The organism is Brevibacterium sanguinis, from assembly GCF_003315415.1.
GTDB lineage: Bacteria > Actinomycetota > Actinomycetes > Actinomycetales > Brevibacteriaceae > Brevibacterium > Brevibacterium celere_A.
In genome coordinates this window covers 53,689-70,062 of the sequence record NZ_QNSB01000014.1, presented here as the reverse complement: position 1 = coordinate 70,062, position 16,374 = coordinate 53,689, and the positions used below count along the sequence as shown (strand labels likewise).

The window sequence follows — 16,374 nt, the reverse complement described above, 5'->3', positions numbered from 1 at the left end:
GGATTCCTTTCAGCGGGAGCCTGGGTGACGATCGGAGTCGGGGTGACGATCGGAGTCGACGGACATCACGACGACCGACTGGGCGAGGACGGGATAGGGATCGCGGACGGGGCCGGCGGCCGCGGGGCGGGCGGAGTCGACCTCGAGGTGCCAGCTTGGGGCTTCGGGCAGACGCACCTCGGCGTCGTCGCCGACGTTGAGGACGACGAGGACGACGTCCCCGATCGCCTCGCCGTCGGGATCTCCGGCCGCCCCACGCAGCTGAGCGGCGATGAGACGGAACTCGGGATCGTGCCAGTCCTCGGCTGTCGGGACCTCACCGTCGGCGCGGCGCCAGATGACGTCCTGGTGGCCGTCGGCACGCACATTGCCGTGGAGGAACGAGCGCTGACGCAGCACGGGGAGGCGGCGGCGCACGGCGATGACGCGGCGGACGAATGCCGCCAGGTCGGCATCGGGGGAGGACCAGTCGATCCAGCCGATCGGGTTGTCCTGCGCGTAGGCGTTGTTGTTGCCGTTCTGGCTGTTGCCGAGCTCGTCACCGGCGAGCAGCATCGGCACCCCCTGGGAGACGAGCAGGGTCGTGAGCATTCCTCGCACCCGCCGGGCGCGCCGGGAGCGGATCCGCTCGTCATCGCTGGGACCTTCGACGCCGAGGTTGTCGGTGTGGTTGTCGTCATGACCGTCGCGGTTGTCCTCGAGATTCGCCTCGTTGTGCTTGCCCGCATAGGACACGACGTCGGCCAGCGTGAAGCCGTCGTGGGCGGTCACGAAGTTGATCGACGCGGTGGCGCCGCGATGCGAGTGATCGAACAGTCCCGCGGAGCCGAGCAGTGCCGAGGCCAGCCCCACCTGACCGAGGGGGTCACCGCGCCAGGCCCTGCGCACCCCGTCGCGGAACCGGTCGTTCCATTCCGACCACGGATGGCTGAAGTGCCCGAGCTGGTAGCCGCCCGGCCCCAGGTCCCACGGCTCGGCGATGAGCTTGACCCCGGCGAGGACGGGATCCTGCCGCACGGCCTGGAAGAACGGTCCCGTCGGGTCGAAGCCGCCCGCGGTGCGCCCGACGGCCGCCGCCAGATCGAAGCGGAACCCGTCGGCGCCGTAGTGCTCGACCCAGTGACGGAGGCTGTCGAGGACCAGGCGCAGGACCATGGGCCGGTCGACGGCCAGGGTGTTGCCCGTCCCGGTGTCGTTGACGTAGTGGCGCCCATCGTCGTTGAGTCGGAAGTAGCCCCGATTGTGCAGACCGCGGAGGCTGAGCGTCGGGCCGTGCTCATCGCCTTCGCCGTTGTGGTTGCAGACGACGTCGACGATGACCTCGATCCCCGCCTCGTGCAGGGTGTGGACCAGGGCGCGGAGCTCGGCGTCGGCATCCTCGGCCCGCCGGGCGAAGCGCGGTTCCGGCGCGAACCAGGCGATCGGCTGGTAGCCCCAGTAGTTCCTCAGCCCCTTCTCGACGAGGTGCCGGTCGTCGAGGAACGCCTGGACCGGGAGGAGCTCGACGGCGTTGACGCCCAGGGTCCGCAGATGGTCGATGACCACCGGATGCGCCATGCCGGCATAGGTGCCGCGAAGCTCCTCGGGCACGCCGGGATGGACGGCCGAGATCCCCTTGAGATGGGTCTCGTAGACGACGAGATCGGCCAGGGCATGATGCGGGCGGTTGAGGGTGGGATCCGGTCCGCGTGGCGGGCCGACGACCACGCCCTTGGGCACCACCGGTGCGCTGTCGCGCCGGTCCCTGACGAGATCGCCGGGGCCGACTTCGCAGCCCGACATCAGCGGATCCCAGCGCACCGGCGAATCGAGCAGTCGCGCATAGGGATCGACGAGCAGCTTGTGCGGATTGAACCGCAGTCCCTCGCCCGGGCTGTGGGGGCCGTCGGCGCGCAGACCGTAGCGGGTGCCGACGGCGACCCGCGAGACGTGCGCGTGCCGGACATCCCCGTCACGGTACGGCAGACGCACCCGCACCTCCGCGGTATCCTCGGCGAAGAGGCACAGCGTCACCTCGGTGGCCTCCGGTGCCCACACCGCGACGTTCACCCCGTCCCCGTCGACCGTGACCCCGAGCGGCCAGGATCTGCCGGCTGTCACCTCGCGGCGACCGCGGTCGGTCATCGCATCATCTCGTCGAACAGTTCACAGTAGCGCTGCGCCGAGGTGCCCCAGTCGACGGGCTCGCGCATCGCGCGATCGCGCAGTCGCCTCCAGGCGTCGCGGTCGGCGAACAAGTCGACGGCACGTCCGAGGGCGAAGCCGAACCCGCCCGCGTCGACGGTCCCGCCCAGTCGACGGTCGCCGAAGGTGAACCCGGTGGCCGAGCCGTTCGCGAGGTTCTCGTCGGTCGCATCGATGACGGTGTCGCGCAGCCCACCGGTCGCGGCCACCACGGGCACGGCCCCGTAGCGCAGCCCGTACAGCTGGGTGAGTCCGCACGGTTCGAAGCGGGAGGGCACGAGGACGAGGTCACCGCCGGCGTACATGCGGTGGCTCAGCGGTTCGTCGTATCCGATGCGCACCCCCACCGAGGTGGGGAAGCGGGAGGCGAGCACACCGAGGTCGTGCTCATAGCCCGGGTCGCCGGAGCCGAGGACGACGACCGCCCCACCCGCCTCGACGAACCGCGGCAGCGCGTCGAGCAGCAGGTCGACGCCCTTCTGATGCGTGAGCCTGGTGACGACGACCGCGAGCGGACCGGCGGGCTCGCCGAGCAAGAACTCGTCGAGCAGGGCGCGGCGGTTCGCGGCCTTCCCGGCCGGGTCGTCGGCGGAATAGGGGAGGACGGCGGGATCGGCCGCCGGATCCCAGACGGTCGTGTCGATGCCGTTGAGGATCCCGGTCATCTCGCCCCGGTCGCGCCGCATGCGGGCGACGCCCTCGAGGCCGAACCCGAACTCCGGGGTCGTGAGCTCCTCGGCGTAGGTGGGGCTGACGGTCGTGACCTGCGAGGCGTGGACCATTCCCGCCTTGAGGGTGCTGACCTGCCCGTGGTACTCGAGTGCCTCGGGATGGAAGTCCCACGTCGGCAGGCGCAGGCGGTCGAGCTGGTCGGGGCCGAACAGTCCCTGGAACGCGATGTTGTGGATCGTCAGGAGCGTCGGCACGGCCGAGCCCGCGTACCTGAGGTACGAGGGCACGAGGCCGGACTGCCAGTCGTGGACGTGGACGATGTCGGGCCGCCAGCCCTCGACCGTGCCGTGGAGGGCGAGCTGGGCGCCGACCCAGGACAGCGCGGCGAAGCGCACAGGGTTGTCCGGGTGATCGTGTCCGTCGACGGTGTACGGTCCGCCGGGGCGGTCGAACAGGTGCGGGGCGTCGAGCAGGAGCAGGTCGAGTCCCTGATGGGCGCCGGAGCGCACGACCGCACGACCGCCGTGGAGGTCCTCGTCGTGCCAGACCTCGTCCGTGTGGCCGACCTGGTCGAGGATGCCCCGATAGGCGGGAAGCAGGATCCGCGACTGCCAGCCGTACTCGGCCAAGGCGGCGGGCAGGGCGCCGACCACGTCGGCCAGACCGCCCGTCTTCAGCAGCGGTGCGCATTCCGAGGCCACGGACAGCACCCGACGATGGTCGTGCGACATGGGGACCCTTTCTCTTCACGGGTTCTGAGCGGTGGGACCGGCATCGTCGGTCACCGGCGATGCGGGGACGGGAACCGCCTCGGCAATTCATTCGAGGGCGGTCCCGCCTCGACGATTCATTCGAGGGCGGCGGCGCGGCGGTCGAGCATCGGCTGGGTGATGAGCACGATGCCGTCCTTGGTCCGCCGGAACCACTTCTCGTCCTCCTCCGGATCCTCTCCGACGACGAGGCCGGCGGGAATGCGGACCCGATTGTCGAGCACGGCTCGGGTGATCCGAGCCCCGCGACCCACGTCGACGTAGGGCAGGGAGACGACGTGGTCGAGGGAGGCGTAGGAGTGGACACGGGCGCCGGTGAACAGGAGGGAGTTGTGCACGTCCGCGCCGCTGATGATGCTGTTGCCCGAGACGAGCGACTGGATCGCCTGCCCGCGTCGCCCCTCGTCGTCGTGGATGAACTTGGCGGGCGGGGCCAGTTCGGAGTACGTCCAGATCGGCCATTCGTTGTCGTAGAGGTCGAGGGCGGGCACGAACTCGGTGAGGTCGATGTTCGCCTGCCAGAAGGCGTCGATCGTGCCCACGTCGCGCCAGTAGGGTTCGGTCTCCAGGCCGCTCATCACACAGGACTCGCTGAACCGGTGGGCGTAGGCGCTGCCGTTCCGCACGATCGCGGGGATGAGGTCATGGCCGAAGTCGTGGCTCGAGTTCGTGTCCTCGGCGTCGGCGAGCAGCAGGTCGCGGAGGAAGTCCCAGTCGAAGACGTAGATGCCCATCGATGCGAGCGCCATGTCCGGGTCGTCGGGCATGCCCGGCGGGTCGGCCGGCTTCTCGAGGAAGTCGACGATCCGGCCGGTCTCGTCGACGTCCATGACGCCGACGGCCGAGGCCTCCTCGCGGGGGACGGTCAGGCAGCCGACCGTGACATCGGCACCGGTCTCGACGTGCTGATGGAGCATGACCTCGTAGTCCATCTTGTAGACGTGGTCGCCGGCGAGCACGATGACGTACTCGACCTGGTAGTCGTCGACGATGTCGATGTTCTGCGTGACGGCGTCGGCGGTCCCCAGGTACCACTTGTTCTCGGCGACGCGTTGGCTTGCCGGCAGGATGTCGAGGTATTCGTTGCGTTCGGCGCGGAAGAAGCCCCAACCCCGCTGCACGTGCCTGATCAGCGAGTGCGCCTTGTACTGCGTGGCGATCGCCATCTTGCGGATCCCGGAGTTGAGGGCATTCGACAGCGGGAAGTCGATGATGCGAGATTTCCCGCCGAAGTGGACCGCGGGCTTGGCGCGCCTGTCGGTGAGCTCCTCCAGCCGGCTGCCGCGGCCACCGGCCAGGACGAATGCCATGGCCTGGCTGCTGAGACGCAGGTGCGCCCCTGAGGGACTGTCCGTGTGGTTCCGAGAACCATTGACCATCTCGACTCCTTCGTCCGCAGGATACTGGTCCAATCCAACCACGGAACTCCGCCGCGCGGCACCATCGGGTGCCGAGGCGTCGGACGAGCGTGCAATGGTGCGGACCTACAGCGCCGCGGGGATGTCCCAGATCCGGCTCATGTACTCCCGGATCGAACGGTCGGAGCTGAAGTGACCCATGCGGGCGATGTTGAGGATCGCCATGCGCTGCCAGTGGTGGGAGTCCCGGTAGGCGCGATCGACCTCGTCCTGAGCGGAGTCGTAGGCGTCGAAGTCCGAGGCGACGAGGAACCAGTCGCTGTTCCACATCAGGTCGACGAGTCTCCCATGACGGTGCGGCTCGTCGGGGCTGAACGCTCCCTCCGCGACGGACTGGAGCACGTCCTGCAGCGGTCGGCTGGCCATGATCGCGGTGCGGGCGTGATCGGCTTCGGACCTGCGTGCCGCGACCTCGTCAGTGGTGAGTCCGAAGAGGAAGAAGTTGCCGGCGCCGACGTGCTCGCGGATCTCGACATTGGCCCCGTCGAGGGTGCCGATCGTGAGCGCGCCGTTGAGCGCGAACTTCATGTTCCCGGTGCCCGAGGCCTCCATGCCGGCGGTGGAGATCTGCTCGGAGAGATCGGAGGCGGGGATGAGCTTCTGGGCCATGGACACGCCGTAGTTCGGCGGGTAGATGACGCGCAGGAGGTCCCTGGTCTCGGGGTCGTCGTTGACGATCCGGGCGACGTCGTTGATGAGGCGGATGATCTCCTTGGCCGTGTCGTAGCTGGGTGCGGCCTTGCCGCCGAAGATCTTCACCCGCGGCACCCACCCGGCTCCGGGATCGCGCTTGATCCGCTGGTAGCGGGCGATCGTCCACAGGATGTTGAGCAGCTGGCGCTTGTACTCGTGCAGGCGCTTGACCTGGGCGTCGAACAGCGCGTCGAGCGGCGCCTCGATATCGTGCTCGGCGGCGAGCCAGTCGGCGAAGCGGACCTTCGCCAGGCGCTTCGTCCGACCGAACGCCTCCTGGAATCCCGGATCGTCGGCGTGCTGCTCGAGTCCGCGCAACCGGTCGAGGTCGGTCTCCCACCCGCTGCCGATCGTGTCGGTGATCAGCTCGGACAGGGCGGGATTGGCGAGCTTGAGCCACCGCCGCGGCGTGATGCCGTTGGTGATGTTGACGATGCGGCCGGGATGCAGTTCGTCGTGGACGGGGAAGAGGTCCTTCCGGACGAGGTCGGTGTGGAGCGCGGAGACGCCGTTGACCTTGTGGCTGACGGCGAATGCCAGGTCGCCCATGTTCACCTGATCGCCGCCGATGAGCCGCACGGGGTCGGGCCGCTCTCCCTGGAGCTCGACGAACTGGGTGTCGAGTCCCTCGATGATCTCCAGGTGGCGCGGCAGCACGTGGCGCATGAGGCCGACCGTCCAGCGCTCGAGCGCCTCCGGCAGCAGGGTGTGGTTGGTGTAGCCGAGTACCTGGGTGGCGATGCCGGCGGCCGCGTCGAAGCCGAATCCGTGCTCGTCGACGAGGAGCCGGATGAGCTCGGGACCCGCGATCGCGGGGTGGGTGTCGTTCATCTGGATCGCGACGGACTCGGGCAGGCGGCGGAGGTCATCGTGCGCGCCGAGGTGGCGGGCGAGGATGTCCTGCACCGAGGCGGAGGAGAGGAAGTACTCCTGCGACAGTCGCAGCTGCTTGCCGCCGTCGGTCGTGTCGTTGGGGTAGAGGACGCGGGTGAGGCTGCGGGCGAGCGCTTCAGCCTCGGAGGCCGCGGCGAAGTCGCCGGCGTTGAAGCGGTCGAGGTCGAAGAGCTCGGCACCGGGCATCGCCGCCCACAGGCGTAGGGTGTTCGCCCACCGGGCCCCGTAGCCGACGACCGGGGTGTCGTGCGCGGCGGCGAGCACCCGGCTTCGCGGAACCCAGATCCGGCGTCCGCCCTCCTCGATGACCTCGCCGCCGAACCCGACCCGGTAGGCGGTCTCCGGGCGCGTGAAGTCCCAGGGGTTGCCGGTGGCCAGCCAGTTCTCCGGCGTCTCGACCTGGCGGCCGTTCTCGAAGCTCTGCTCGAACAGGCCGTGCTCGTAGCGCAGCCCGTAGCCGTAGCCGGGGCAGCCGACAGTCGCCATCGACTCCAGGTAGCACGCGGCGAGCCGGCCGAGGCCGCCGTTGCCGAGGGCCGCATCGGGTTCGCCCTCGGCGATCTCGGTGAAGCTGAGGCCGAAGCCGTCGAGCACCTCGTCGATCGTGTCCCGCAGGCCCAGGTTGATCGCGGCGTCCTCGAGGATGCGCCCGATGAGGAACTCCATCGACAGGTAGTGGACGCGCTTGCGGTCCTCGGCCTCGGTGCGTCGAACGGATTCGAACCACGGGTCGACCGCCCGGTCGCGGATCGTGTGCGACACCGCCATGCGCCAGTCGAACGCCGAGGCGCGCTCCGGGGTGGTGCCGACGGTGAAGCGCAGGTGGTGGAGCAGTGCGTCCCGGAGGCTCGCGGCAGTAGGCGCGGGCAGGGCCGTGGACTCCGGCAGGGCAGTGGACTCGTGTCGGTCGCTGCGCACTTCGTCGAGGCTCTCTGACATGGGTCTCCTGTACCTGAAGGGGCCGGGTCCCGATCCGGAACCCGCACTGGATCTCATCATAGGTGCAGTCCGCACCGGCACCGTCCGAACCGACACCATCCCAACCGCTGTCGGCCGCACGGCAGTCCGGGACAGGCGGAGCCCACGCGCGCGGCAACGACGTCCGGACTCTCCCGGGACCGCGGCCACGGGACGGGTCTAGACTGGCGGCGATCCATGTTTCAAGGGAAGGAAGCTCATGCCGACCGTCGCCAGGAACATCGTCGATACGCTCGTCGCGAGTGGGGTCAAGCGGGTTTACGGCATCCCCGGGGACTCCCTCAACGGTTTCACCGACGCCCTGCGCGTCAACCCCGAGCTCCAATGGGTGCATGTCAGGCACGAGGAGGGTGCCGCCTTCGCCGCGAGCGGTGAGGCGGCGATGACGGGGGAGCTCGCCGTGTGCGCCGGCAGCTGCGGCCCCGGCAACCTCCACCTCATCAACGGACTCTACGACGCGCAGCGCTCCCGCGTCCCGGTGCTCGCGATCGCCGCCCACATCCCCAGCGACGAGATCGGGTCCACCTACTTCCAGGAGACGCACCCCACCGAGCTGTTCCGCGAGTGCAGCGTCTACGTCGAGCACGTCGCGACACCGGAGCAGATGCCCAGGCTCCTGCGCATCGCGATGCGGGAGGCGGTGGAGAAGCGCGGGGTCGCCGTCCTCGTCATCCCCGGTGATGTCGCGCTGCGGGAGATCGATGCCCGCGCCGAGGCGATCCGGGCCCACCCCTCCCGCGTGATCCCGGCGTCCTCCCAGATCGCCGCGGCCGCCGAGGCGCTCAACTCGAGCAGGAAGGTGACGATCCTCGCCGGCGCGGGGACGGCGGGAGCCCATGACGAGCTCATCGCGATCGCCGAGAAGCTGCAGGCCCCGATCGTCCACACGCTGCGCGGCAAGGAGTTCGTCGAGTACGACAACCCGTATGACGTCGGGATGACCGGGCTGCTCGGCTTCTCCTCCGGATATCACGCCCTCAAGGACTGCGACACCCTGCTCATGCTCGGCACCGACCTGCCCTACCAGCAGTTCTACCCCGAGGACGCGACAGTCATCCAGGTCGATGTGCGCGGCGCCCAGCTCGGTCGCCGGACGAAGGTCGACATCGGCCTGGTCGGGACGGTGGCCGACACCGTCGGGGAGCTCCTGCCGCTCATCGACTCGTCCCGCAGTTCCTCCCATCTCAAGGCGATGACGAAGCACTACGCGAAGACCCGCAAGGGCCTCGACGACCTCGCCTCGGCATCGAAGCGGACGATCCACCCGCAGTACCTGACGAAGCTCATCGACGATCTCGCCGATGACGATGCCGTCTTCATCCCCGATGTCGGTTCGCCCGTCGTCTGGGCGGCGCGCTACCTGGGGATGAACGGCCGACGACGACTCATCGGCTCCTTCAGCCACGGGTCGATGGCCAATGCCCTGTCCCAGAGCGTGGGCGTCCAGGCGTCGCACCCGGACCGGCAGGTCATCGCCCTGGCCGGGGACGGCGGTCTGGCGATGCTCTTGGGGGAGCTTCTCACGCTCACCCAGAACGACCTGCCCGTCAAGGCGGTCGTCTACAACAACTCGTCGCTCAACTTCGTCGAACTCGAGATGAAGGCCGCGGGATTCGTCAACTTCGGCACCGACCTGTCCAACCCCGACTTCTCGGGCATCGCCGAGGCGGTCGGGATCAGGGGATTCCGCGTCGAGAAGTCCTCCCAGCTGCCCGCGACGGTGAAGAAGTTCCTCGCCCACAGGGGACCGGCCGTCCTCGACGTCGTCACGGAGCGGCAGGAGCTGTCGATGCCCCCGTCGATCAGCGCCGAACAGGCGAAGGGGTTCGCGCTCTACGCGATCCGCACGGTGCTCTCGGGTCGCGGCGACGAACTCGTCGACCTCGCCCGTTCGAACATCCGCCAGCTGTTCTGAGGTCGTCGCCGAACTTCCATCACATTTGGTGCTATACATCTGTTTTGAATCAGATGTATAGCACCAAATGTGATCAAGCTTGCGTGAGCGGGTAGTCGGCGAGGACCTGGGCGGTGGCCAGGGCGGCGGTCATCGCCTCGTGCCCCTTGTCCTCCCGGGAGCCCTCGAGACCGGCCCGGTCGAGACCCTGCTCTTCGGTGTCGCAGGTGAGGACCCCGAAGCCGACGGGTGTGCGGGAGTCGATGGCGACCCGGTTGAGTCCGTCCGTCGCCGCCTGGCACACGTAGTCGAAGTGGGGTGTGCCACCGCGGATGACGACGCCCAGCGCCACGACCGCATCGAAGTGCGGGACCAGGCGGGCGGCGGCCACGGGCAGCTCGAAGCTGCCGGGCACCCGGATGAGGGTGGTCTGGGCGCCGGCCTCCTCCGCGGCCCGCTGCGCGCCGGCGACGAGGCCGTCCATGATCTGCGTGTGCCAGGATGCGGCGACGATCGCCACCGAGAGGTCGCGGGCGTCGAGGGAGATGTCGGGTGCTCCGAAATGGGCCATGGGTGTTCCTTCGGTCGTGGTGGATGCTGCGGTCGAGATGAAGTCGGGTCGTGCGGGCGGTCGGCCCGAGTCACCCGGCGAGGGTCAGCGTGTGGTGCATGCGGTTGCGCTTCGTCGCGAGGTACTTCGAGTTCTCCGGCCGGGCGGGGATCTCGATGGGCACGACCGCCTCGACGGTGATGCCCAGGGCCTCGAGGGCGTGGGTCTTCTCCGGGTTGTTCGTCAGCAGCCGGATCCGCGTCAGTCCCAGGGCGTGGAGGAACTCGGCGGCTGCCCGGTAGTCGCGGACGTCGTCGTAGAAGCCCAGCCGCAGGTTCGCCTCGACCGTGTCGAGCCCCGAGTCCTGGAGCGCGTACGCCTTGATCTTGTTGCTCAGCCCGATCCCGCGCCCCTCGTGCCCGGTGAGGTAGACGACGGCCCCGCCCTGCTCGGCGATCAGCGACAGGGCGAGTTCGAGCTGCTCCCCGCAGTCGCAGCGATAGGAGCCGAACACATCGCCGGTCAGGCACTCGGAGTGCACCCGCACGAGCGGAGCCGGAGCGGATCCGGAGTCCGAGCGTGAGGCGTTCTCCAGGTCGAGACCGGTGTAGACGCCGAGGTGGTCGTGACCGTCGACGGTGAACGCGCGGGCCGTGAAGGTGCCGTACTTCGTCGGCAGCGGCACCTCGGCGGGCAGATCCTTCGGAACGGCGGGGCGGCCATCGGTCTCCTCGAGATACTCGACGAGCTGCTCGATCGACACCATGACCAGACCGTGCGCCGTGGCGAACTCCCGCAGGGCGTCGAAGCGCATCATCGAACCGTCGTCGTGGACCACCTCGGCGATCATCGACACGGGCTGGGCGCCGGCCAGGCGCGAGAGCTCGACCCCGGCCTCGGTGTGACCGGGGCGCTCGCGCACCCCGCCGGACTTGGCGATGAGCGGGAACACGTGGCCCGGGCGGGTGATCGCCGCCGGGTCGGGGTCGGCCGTCGCCAGCGCCCGCCCGGTCAGGGCGCGTTCGGCGGCGCTGATGCCGGTGGTCACCCCGACGGCGTCGCAGCTGATCGTGTACGCGGTCCCCTTGGGGTCCTCATTGTCGGTGACCATGGGCGGCAGGGCGAGTGCCGCGGCGCGATCGGCCTCCATCGGGGCGCAGATGACGCCGGAGGTGTAGCGGACGAAGAAGCCCATCGTCTCGGCGGTGGCGAACTCGGCGGCGATGATGAGATCCCCCTCGTTCTCGCGGTCCTCATCGTCGACGACGACGATGGGGCGACCGGCGGAGATCTCCGCGATGGCGGCCTCGATCGGATCGAGTCCGCTGCCCGCGCCGGCACCGGTGCCGACGGTCTTTGCCGTGGTGGAGCCGACAGGCTGCGCCTGGTCGGAGACGTCGCGCGCGGGCTGCTCCTCGCCGGGGCGGTCGGGGGTGGTGTCAGACATGGTCGTTTCCTTGTGCGGTAGGGGTGGCGGAGAGGGACGCGGAGCCGGCGACGGTGTGGACGCCGGCGGACGCGGGCCCGCCCGTGAGCGGGGAGATCGTGGGGGTGCGGAACGAGAGCAGGCGCGCCGTGTACTTCGCGAGCACGTCGACCTCGATGTTGACGGGAGCGCCGATCGGCAGTCTCCCGAACGTGGTGTGGGTCAGCGTGGCGGGGATGAGCCCGACCTCGACCCAGGAGCTCGCCTCGTGCGGCGCGGAGACCGCGGTCAGGGTGAGCGAGACCCCGTTGAGAGCGATCGATCCCTTGACGGCGGTGTAGGGGGCGAGCTCGTTCGGGATGCCGATGCGCAGCGTCGACCAGTCGTCGTGGTCGGTGCGGCTGAGCAGCTGACCGCAGCCGTCGACGTGGCCCTGGACGACATGCCCGTCGAGGCGACCGGAGGCCGGGGTGCAGCGTTCGAGGTTGACCTCGTCGCCGACCTCCAGGGATCCGATCCCGGTCAGCCGCAGGGTCTCGCCCATGACCTCGGCCCGGAAGCGTCCCGCCGCCGAGGGGGCAGCGCCGGCCGCATCCGCATCGCTCCCCGCCGCGGAGGCGGCAGCCGCGCCTGCGGGGTCAGCGCCGGTCGCATCCGCGGCGCGGATCGAGGTCAGGCAGACCCCGTTGACGGCCAGGGAGCCGCCGAGGTCGAGATCGGCGACGAGGTCACCCGCGTCGATCGTGATGACGGCCGAGTCGGCGCCGAGCTCGATGGCCTCGACGCGACCGAGGCGTTCGATGATTCCGGTGAACACGTGTCCTCCTGTGCGGTTGATGCGGATGGATGAGAGAGCCGGCTGCCGGGCGTGCGGAGGTCAGATGGCGAAGGTCGGAGCCGGCGGTGCGGGCGCGAAGTGGAGGAGCACGTCGGGTCCCAGCCGGGACACGGCGGGCTCGGCCGTGTCGTCCGGGACCAGGCTGATCGACTCGGCGAGGGTGGAGATCGACAGTCCCTCGAGCGAGGAGCGCCCGGGGCCGAGGATCGTCGGTGCCTGGTAGCAGAAGACCTCGTCGACGACCCCGGCGGCGAAGAACGAGCCGAGCAGGGACGGCCCTCCTTCGACGAGGACGTGCTCGATGCCCTGCGCGTCGAGTTCACTGAGCGCGGCGTGGACGTCGCGGGTGCGCACATGCAGGGTCTTGGGATTGCGGGCCAGGTGGGAGGCGGCGGGCAGGGACGAGACGCCGATGACGACGGGCAGCGGCTGGGATGCCAGCAGGCGTCCGTCGGCATCGCGGGCGCTGAGCCGGGGATTGTCCGCCGAGGCGGTTCCCGTGCCGACGATGATCGCTCCGACTCGTGACCGCAGGAGGTGGGCGTGTTCGCGCGACTGCGCCGAGGTGATCCACTGACTCGTCCCGTCAGCCGCAGCCGCGCGCCCGTCGAGGCTCTGCGCGATCTTCGCGGTGACGAACGGGCGGGAGGTGCCCACGGCGAGGCGCCAGCGGGCGTTGAGCGCCGCCGATTCGTCCCGTCCGAGTCCCGAGCGGACGCGCACCCCCGCCTCGGCGAGGAGAGTTCCGCCACCGGAGGCGATGGCATGGGAATCGGGGAGCGCGAAGACGACCTCGGGGATCCCGGCGTCGAGGATCGCCTGCGTGCAGGGGCCGGTGCGACCCCGATGCGAGCAGGGTTCCAGGGTGACGAACAGCGTCGATGAGGAGAGGTCGACGCCGAGGCGGCGGGCCTCGGCGATCGCGTCGACCTCGGCATGAGGTGCGCCGGCACCGGCGTGGAATCCGGTCACGGTTCGGCCGTCGGCAGTGAGGAGCGCCGCTCCGACGAGAGGGTTCGCCCCCCGGTGGCCGCGGCGGGCAGCACGCAGGGCCGCCGCCATCGCAGCGGTCTCGTGGTCGGAGAACTCCGCACCCATTGAAAAAACCTCCCAGCTCGAACCGGGAGGGAGGAGATTGCGGGTGCAATGTGCACGGTGCCGCGGAATCCTGGCCGGCACTGCTGACAGTGCTCGATCAGTCGACCGTGGTCGCCATGTTCCTCCCATCCAGACTCTTACTGTCGGTCTCGGAATTCCACCGAGTCAACCGGGTGCACGACGTGCACCCAGGTCGCGGACTGTCACCGCCGGCACGGAATTTCACCGTCCCCGGAACATATTGAGCACAGACTAACACGCCGACGTGCCGCGATTCCACGAGACGACGGCTGCGCCCGGACTCCGCGATACCGCTTGCAAAAGTACATAACCAAGGTATATAAATGAGTTATGGAAGATGTGGATCCGGGCGAGCTCGTCTCGCGTCTGGTCGTCGTCTCGTCGCGCCTGACCAGGGCCGTGCGCCGGGTCATCGGCAACGAGAGCGACCTCAACTCGCTGCGCGCGCTCGCCGTCGTCGAGCAGTACCAGCCGGTGCGCGTCGGGCACTTCGCCCAGGGCTACCTCTGCTCCCAGCCGGCCGCGACGAAGATCCTGGCCGGATTGGAGTCCGAGGGACTGGTCGAGCGCTCCGCGAGCAAGGCCGACAGGCGAGCGTCCCAGTTCTCCCTCACGGAGGCCGGCAGCGAGCGCCTGGCAGGGCATCGCTCGCTCGTCGCCGAGCAGATGGAGCCGTACTTCCGATCGCTGTCCGCCGAGGAGCGGGTGGGCGTGGACAGGGCACTCGGTCTCGTCACCGAGTACCTCGCCGACCAGCACCCGGTGGACCGGGACACCTCAGAATCGAGAAAGGGAACACCGAGCACGTGAGCACAGACAGACAGAGCACAAGCGCAGGCCGGGACGGACAGGCATCCGTCCTCCGGCAGCCCCGAGCAGTCTGGGCGGTGGCATTCGCCTGCGTCATCGCCTTCATGGGGATCGGGCTCGTCGACCCGATCCTCCCGGCGATCTCGGCGGAGCTCGACGCCTCGCCCGCGCAGTCGATGCTGCTGTTCACGAGCTACCTCTTCATCACCGGCGGCATGATGTTCTTCACGAGCTTCGTGTCCTCGCGCATCGGCGCGAAGAGCACCCTGCTCATCGGACTCATCCTCATCGTCGCGTTCGCCGCGCTCGCCGGACTCTCGGGCACGGTCGACCAGATCATCGGCTTCCGCGCAGGATGGGGCCTCGGCAACGCGCTCTTCATCTCCACCGCCCTGTCGACGATCGTCGGGGCGGCCTCGGGCGGTGCCGACAAGGCGATCATCCTCTACGAGGCGGCGCTGGGCATCGGCATCGCGACCGGTCCGCTGCTCGGCGGCCTGCTCGGAGGGATCTCCTGGCGCGGCCCGTTCTTCGGCACCGCCGTGCTCATGGCCATCGGGTTCATCGCGATCATGGTGCTGCTGCCGAGCGGCAGGACCGGATCCATCGCCTCGGCGGGCGGGGAGCGCATCGGCCTCGGCGCCACCTTCCGGGCGCTCGCCCATCCCGGCATCGCGACGCTGGGGATCGCCGCGCTGCTCTACAACTTCGGGTTCTTCGTCCTCCTCGCCTACAGCCCGTTCCCGGTCGAAGCCGCCGCACACGCCCGCGGCATGGAGGACTTCGGCGCGATGGGCCTGGGCTGGGTCTTCTTCGGGTGGGGTGTGTGCCTCGCCGTCACCTCGGTGTTCGGAGCGCCGCTGCTGACGAAGAGGATCGGCCGCCGTCGCAGCCTCGTCCTCACCCTCGTCCTGCTGGCAGCGCTGCTGGCTGCCATGGCATTCCTCGTCGACTCGTTCGTCGGCATCATCGTCTGCGTCATCGCCGCGGGCCTGCTGCTCGGCGTGCTCAACACCGTGTTCACGGAATCGGTCATGGAGGTCAGCGAGCTGCCGCGCCCGGTCGCCTCGGGCACGTATTCGGGGGTGCGGTTCCTCGGCGGAGCCATCGCCCCGATGGTCGCCGGAGCGGTCTCCGAGTCGATCAGCGCCGGTGCGCCCTACCTCTTCGGCGCCGGTGCCGTGCTCGCCTCGATCGTCGTGCTCGGCCTCGGCTGGACGGCGCTGCGCCGCGTCGACGGTCACCTCGAGGAGGCGCCGCTCGACGAGGCCTACGCGCTGACCGGGGGAGACGCCTGAGACTCGGGCTGCCGACGACCCCTGCGGAACCCGGTTCCGCAGGGGTCGTCGGTGCTGAGGCGCGGGATGTGCGAAGTATGACGGTTCTGCAGTGTTTGTCACAGTCTCGACATATCTGCCGGGATCACGCGACTCTCAGGCTTCTGTGATGCAACAATGGACTCGCTGTCAGGCTGGTGTCGGCATCCGCGAGGATCCGGGCCACGGCAGCATCCGTGCACATCAACCAGAAGGTCGCTATGTCCTACGACGCGAATCCCGCATACCCCGCCGGACCCGGCGCCGCCATCGCCGGTGCCACGAATCCCGACGATCTGTCCCTGCCTCTCTATGGCGCCAAATTCGGTCAGGCCGTCAAGCGCTTCTTCAAGAAGTACGCGACATTCTCGGGCCGTGCCTCCCGCAGCGAGTACTGGTGGGTCGCTCTCTTCACGTTCCTGCTGCAATTGGTCCCCGGCATCCTCATCGGCATCGGCGGAGCCATGCTGGCCGGTTCCGCGGCGAGCGTCGACCCGTACGATCCCTACGCGTCCAGTGCTGCGGTTGATGCCGCATCGGGTCCGGGCTCGATGATCATGATCATCGGTGTCGTCCTCGGCGGCCTCATCGGCCTCGCTGTCCTCGTCCCATGGCTCGCTGTATCTTGGCGCAGGCTCCACGACGCGAACTTCCCCGGGCCCCTGTTCTTCCTCAACCTCATCCCGAGCGTCGGCTCGCTCATCGTGCTCGTCCTCATGCTCATGCCGCCCAAGCCCGAGGGTCAGCGCTTCGACGTCCGAGCCTGAGCGACTCGGAGGGTGATTGAGTCCTCTCCGGGCTCAATCCGCCCC

At 69.2% G+C, this 16,374-nt stretch carries 12 protein-coding genes and 1 riboswitch; of the genes, 4 read left to right on the top strand and 8 right to left on the bottom strand.

Annotation, left to right across the window (positions count from 1 at the left end; all coding sequences use genetic code 11):
• Positions 1-9: 9 nt before the first annotated feature.
• From glgX to DFO65_RS15570, 4 genes are all read right to left on the bottom strand, one after another.
• Positions 10-2,124: a glycogen debranching protein GlgX gene (gene glgX, locus DFO65_RS15585; protein ID WP_113905366.1), complete on the bottom strand. Its 2,115-nt coding sequence runs from the start codon at positions 2,122-2,124 to the stop codon at positions 10-12.
• Positions 2,121-3,587 carry a glycogen synthase GlgA gene (gene glgA / locus DFO65_RS15580; protein ID WP_113905365.1) on the bottom strand — a complete coding sequence of 489 codons (1,467 nt, stop codon included), beginning with the start codon at positions 3,585-3,587 and terminating at the stop codon, positions 2,121-2,123. The genes glgX and glgA overlap by 4 nt, the downstream gene beginning before the upstream one ends.
• A gap of 116 nt (positions 3,588-3,703) precedes the next feature.
• Positions 3,704-5,005: a glucose-1-phosphate adenylyltransferase gene (gene glgC, locus DFO65_RS15575; RefSeq protein WP_113905364.1), complete on the bottom strand. Its 1,302-nt coding sequence runs from the start codon at positions 5,003-5,005 to the stop codon at positions 3,704-3,706.
• A gap of 105 nt (positions 5,006-5,110) precedes the next feature.
• Positions 5,111-7,570 (bottom strand): glycogen/starch/alpha-glucan phosphorylase, encoded by a 2,460-nt coding sequence (locus tag DFO65_RS15570; protein WP_113905363.1) that lies wholly within the window; start codon positions 7,568-7,570, stop codon positions 5,111-5,113.
• Between the two features lie 238 nt (positions 7,571-7,808).
• Here DFO65_RS15570 and poxB point away from each other — a divergent pair, with 238 nt between their 5' ends.
• Complete coding sequence (poxB, locus tag DFO65_RS15565; RefSeq protein ID WP_113905362.1) at positions 7,809-9,524, top strand: ubiquinone-dependent pyruvate dehydrogenase; 1,716 nt, start codon at positions 7,809-7,811, stop codon at positions 9,522-9,524.
• Between the two features lie 73 nt (positions 9,525-9,597).
• Here the strand turns inward: poxB and ribH are convergent, their stop codons facing one another.
• The 4 genes from ribH to ribD all read right to left on the bottom strand — a co-directional run bounded on the left by ribH (position 9,598) and on the right by ribD (position 13,415).
• The gene (gene ribH, locus DFO65_RS15560) at positions 9,598-10,074 is read right to left on the bottom strand and encodes a 6,7-dimethyl-8-ribityllumazine synthase (RefSeq protein ID WP_113905361.1); all 477 of its coding nucleotides are present in this window, start codon (positions 10,072-10,074) and stop codon (positions 9,598-9,600) included.
• Between the two features lie 70 nt (positions 10,075-10,144).
• Positions 10,145-11,500: a 3,4-dihydroxy-2-butanone-4-phosphate synthase gene (ribB, locus tag DFO65_RS15555; RefSeq protein ID WP_113905360.1), complete on the bottom strand. Its 1,356-nt coding sequence runs from the start codon at positions 11,498-11,500 to the stop codon at positions 10,145-10,147.
• Positions 11,493-12,296, bottom strand: coding sequence for a riboflavin synthase (locus DFO65_RS15550; RefSeq protein ID WP_113905359.1), 804 nt, complete (start codon positions 12,294-12,296; stop codon positions 11,493-11,495). The genes ribB and DFO65_RS15550 overlap by 8 nt, the downstream gene beginning before the upstream one ends.
• A 60-nt stretch (positions 12,297-12,356) precedes the next feature.
• Entirely contained in the window at positions 12,357-13,415 is a 1,059-nt protein-coding gene (gene ribD, locus DFO65_RS15545) for a bifunctional diaminohydroxyphosphoribosylaminopyrimidine deaminase/5-amino-6-(5-phosphoribosylamino)uracil reductase RibD (protein ID WP_245940823.1), read from the bottom strand.
• 113 nt (positions 13,416-13,528) lie between these two features.
• A riboswitch (FMN riboswitch) is annotated at positions 13,529-13,658 on the bottom strand.
• A gap of 108 nt (positions 13,659-13,766) precedes the next feature.
• Here ribD and DFO65_RS15540 point away from each other — a divergent pair.
• The 3 genes from DFO65_RS15540 to DFO65_RS15530 all read left to right on the top strand — a co-directional run bounded on the left by DFO65_RS15540 (position 13,767) and on the right by DFO65_RS15530 (position 16,329).
• Complete coding sequence (locus DFO65_RS15540) at positions 13,767-14,246, top strand: MarR family winged helix-turn-helix transcriptional regulator (protein WP_113905396.1); 480 nt, start codon at positions 13,767-13,769, stop codon at positions 14,244-14,246.
• Complete coding sequence (locus DFO65_RS15535; protein ID WP_147233379.1) at positions 14,243-15,544, top strand: MFS transporter; 1,302 nt, start codon at positions 14,243-14,245, stop codon at positions 15,542-15,544. The genes DFO65_RS15540 and DFO65_RS15535 overlap by 4 nt, the downstream gene beginning before the upstream one ends.
• Positions 15,545-15,783: 239 nt before the next feature.
• On the top strand, positions 15,784-16,329 hold the full coding sequence (locus DFO65_RS15530; protein WP_113905394.1) for a DUF805 domain-containing protein: 546 nt from the start codon (positions 15,784-15,786) through the stop codon (positions 16,327-16,329).
• Positions 16,330-16,374 lie beyond the last annotated feature (45 nt).

What these genes read in the sequence shown, in the direction of transcription:
- glgA (WP_113905365.1), bottom strand. Translation starts at nt 3,587, where the DNA reads ATGTCGCACGACCATCGTCGGGTGCTGTCCGTGGCCTCGGAATGCGCA.
- DFO65_RS15570 (WP_113905363.1), bottom strand. Translation starts at nt 7,570, where the DNA reads ATGTCAGAGAGCCTCGACGAAGTGCGCAGCGACCGACACGAGTCCACT.
- ribB (WP_113905360.1), bottom strand. Translation starts at nt 11,500, where the DNA reads ATGTCTGACACCACCCCCGACCGCCCCGGCGAGGAGCAGCCCGCGCGC.
- DFO65_RS15540 (WP_113905396.1), top strand. Translation starts at nt 13,767, where the DNA reads ATGGAAGATGTGGATCCGGGCGAGCTCGTCTCGCGTCTGGTCGTCGTC.
- glgX (WP_113905366.1), bottom strand. Translation starts at nt 2,124, where the DNA reads ATGACCGACCGCGGTCGCCGCGAGGTGACAGCCGGCAGATCCTGGCCG.
- DFO65_RS15530 (WP_113905394.1), top strand. Translation starts at nt 15,784, where the DNA reads ATGTCCTACGACGCGAATCCCGCATACCCCGCCGGACCCGGCGCCGCC.
- ribD (WP_245940823.1), bottom strand. Translation starts at nt 13,415, where the DNA reads ATGGGTGCGGAGTTCTCCGACCACGAGACCGCTGCGATGGCGGCGGCC.
- poxB (WP_113905362.1), top strand. Translation starts at nt 7,809, where the DNA reads ATGCCGACCGTCGCCAGGAACATCGTCGATACGCTCGTCGCGAGTGGG.
- ribH (WP_113905361.1), bottom strand. Translation starts at nt 10,074, where the DNA reads ATGGCCCATTTCGGAGCACCCGACATCTCCCTCGACGCCCGCGACCTC.
- glgC (WP_113905364.1), bottom strand. Translation starts at nt 5,005, where the DNA reads ATGGTCAATGGTTCTCGGAACCACACGGACAGTCCCTCAGGGGCGCAC.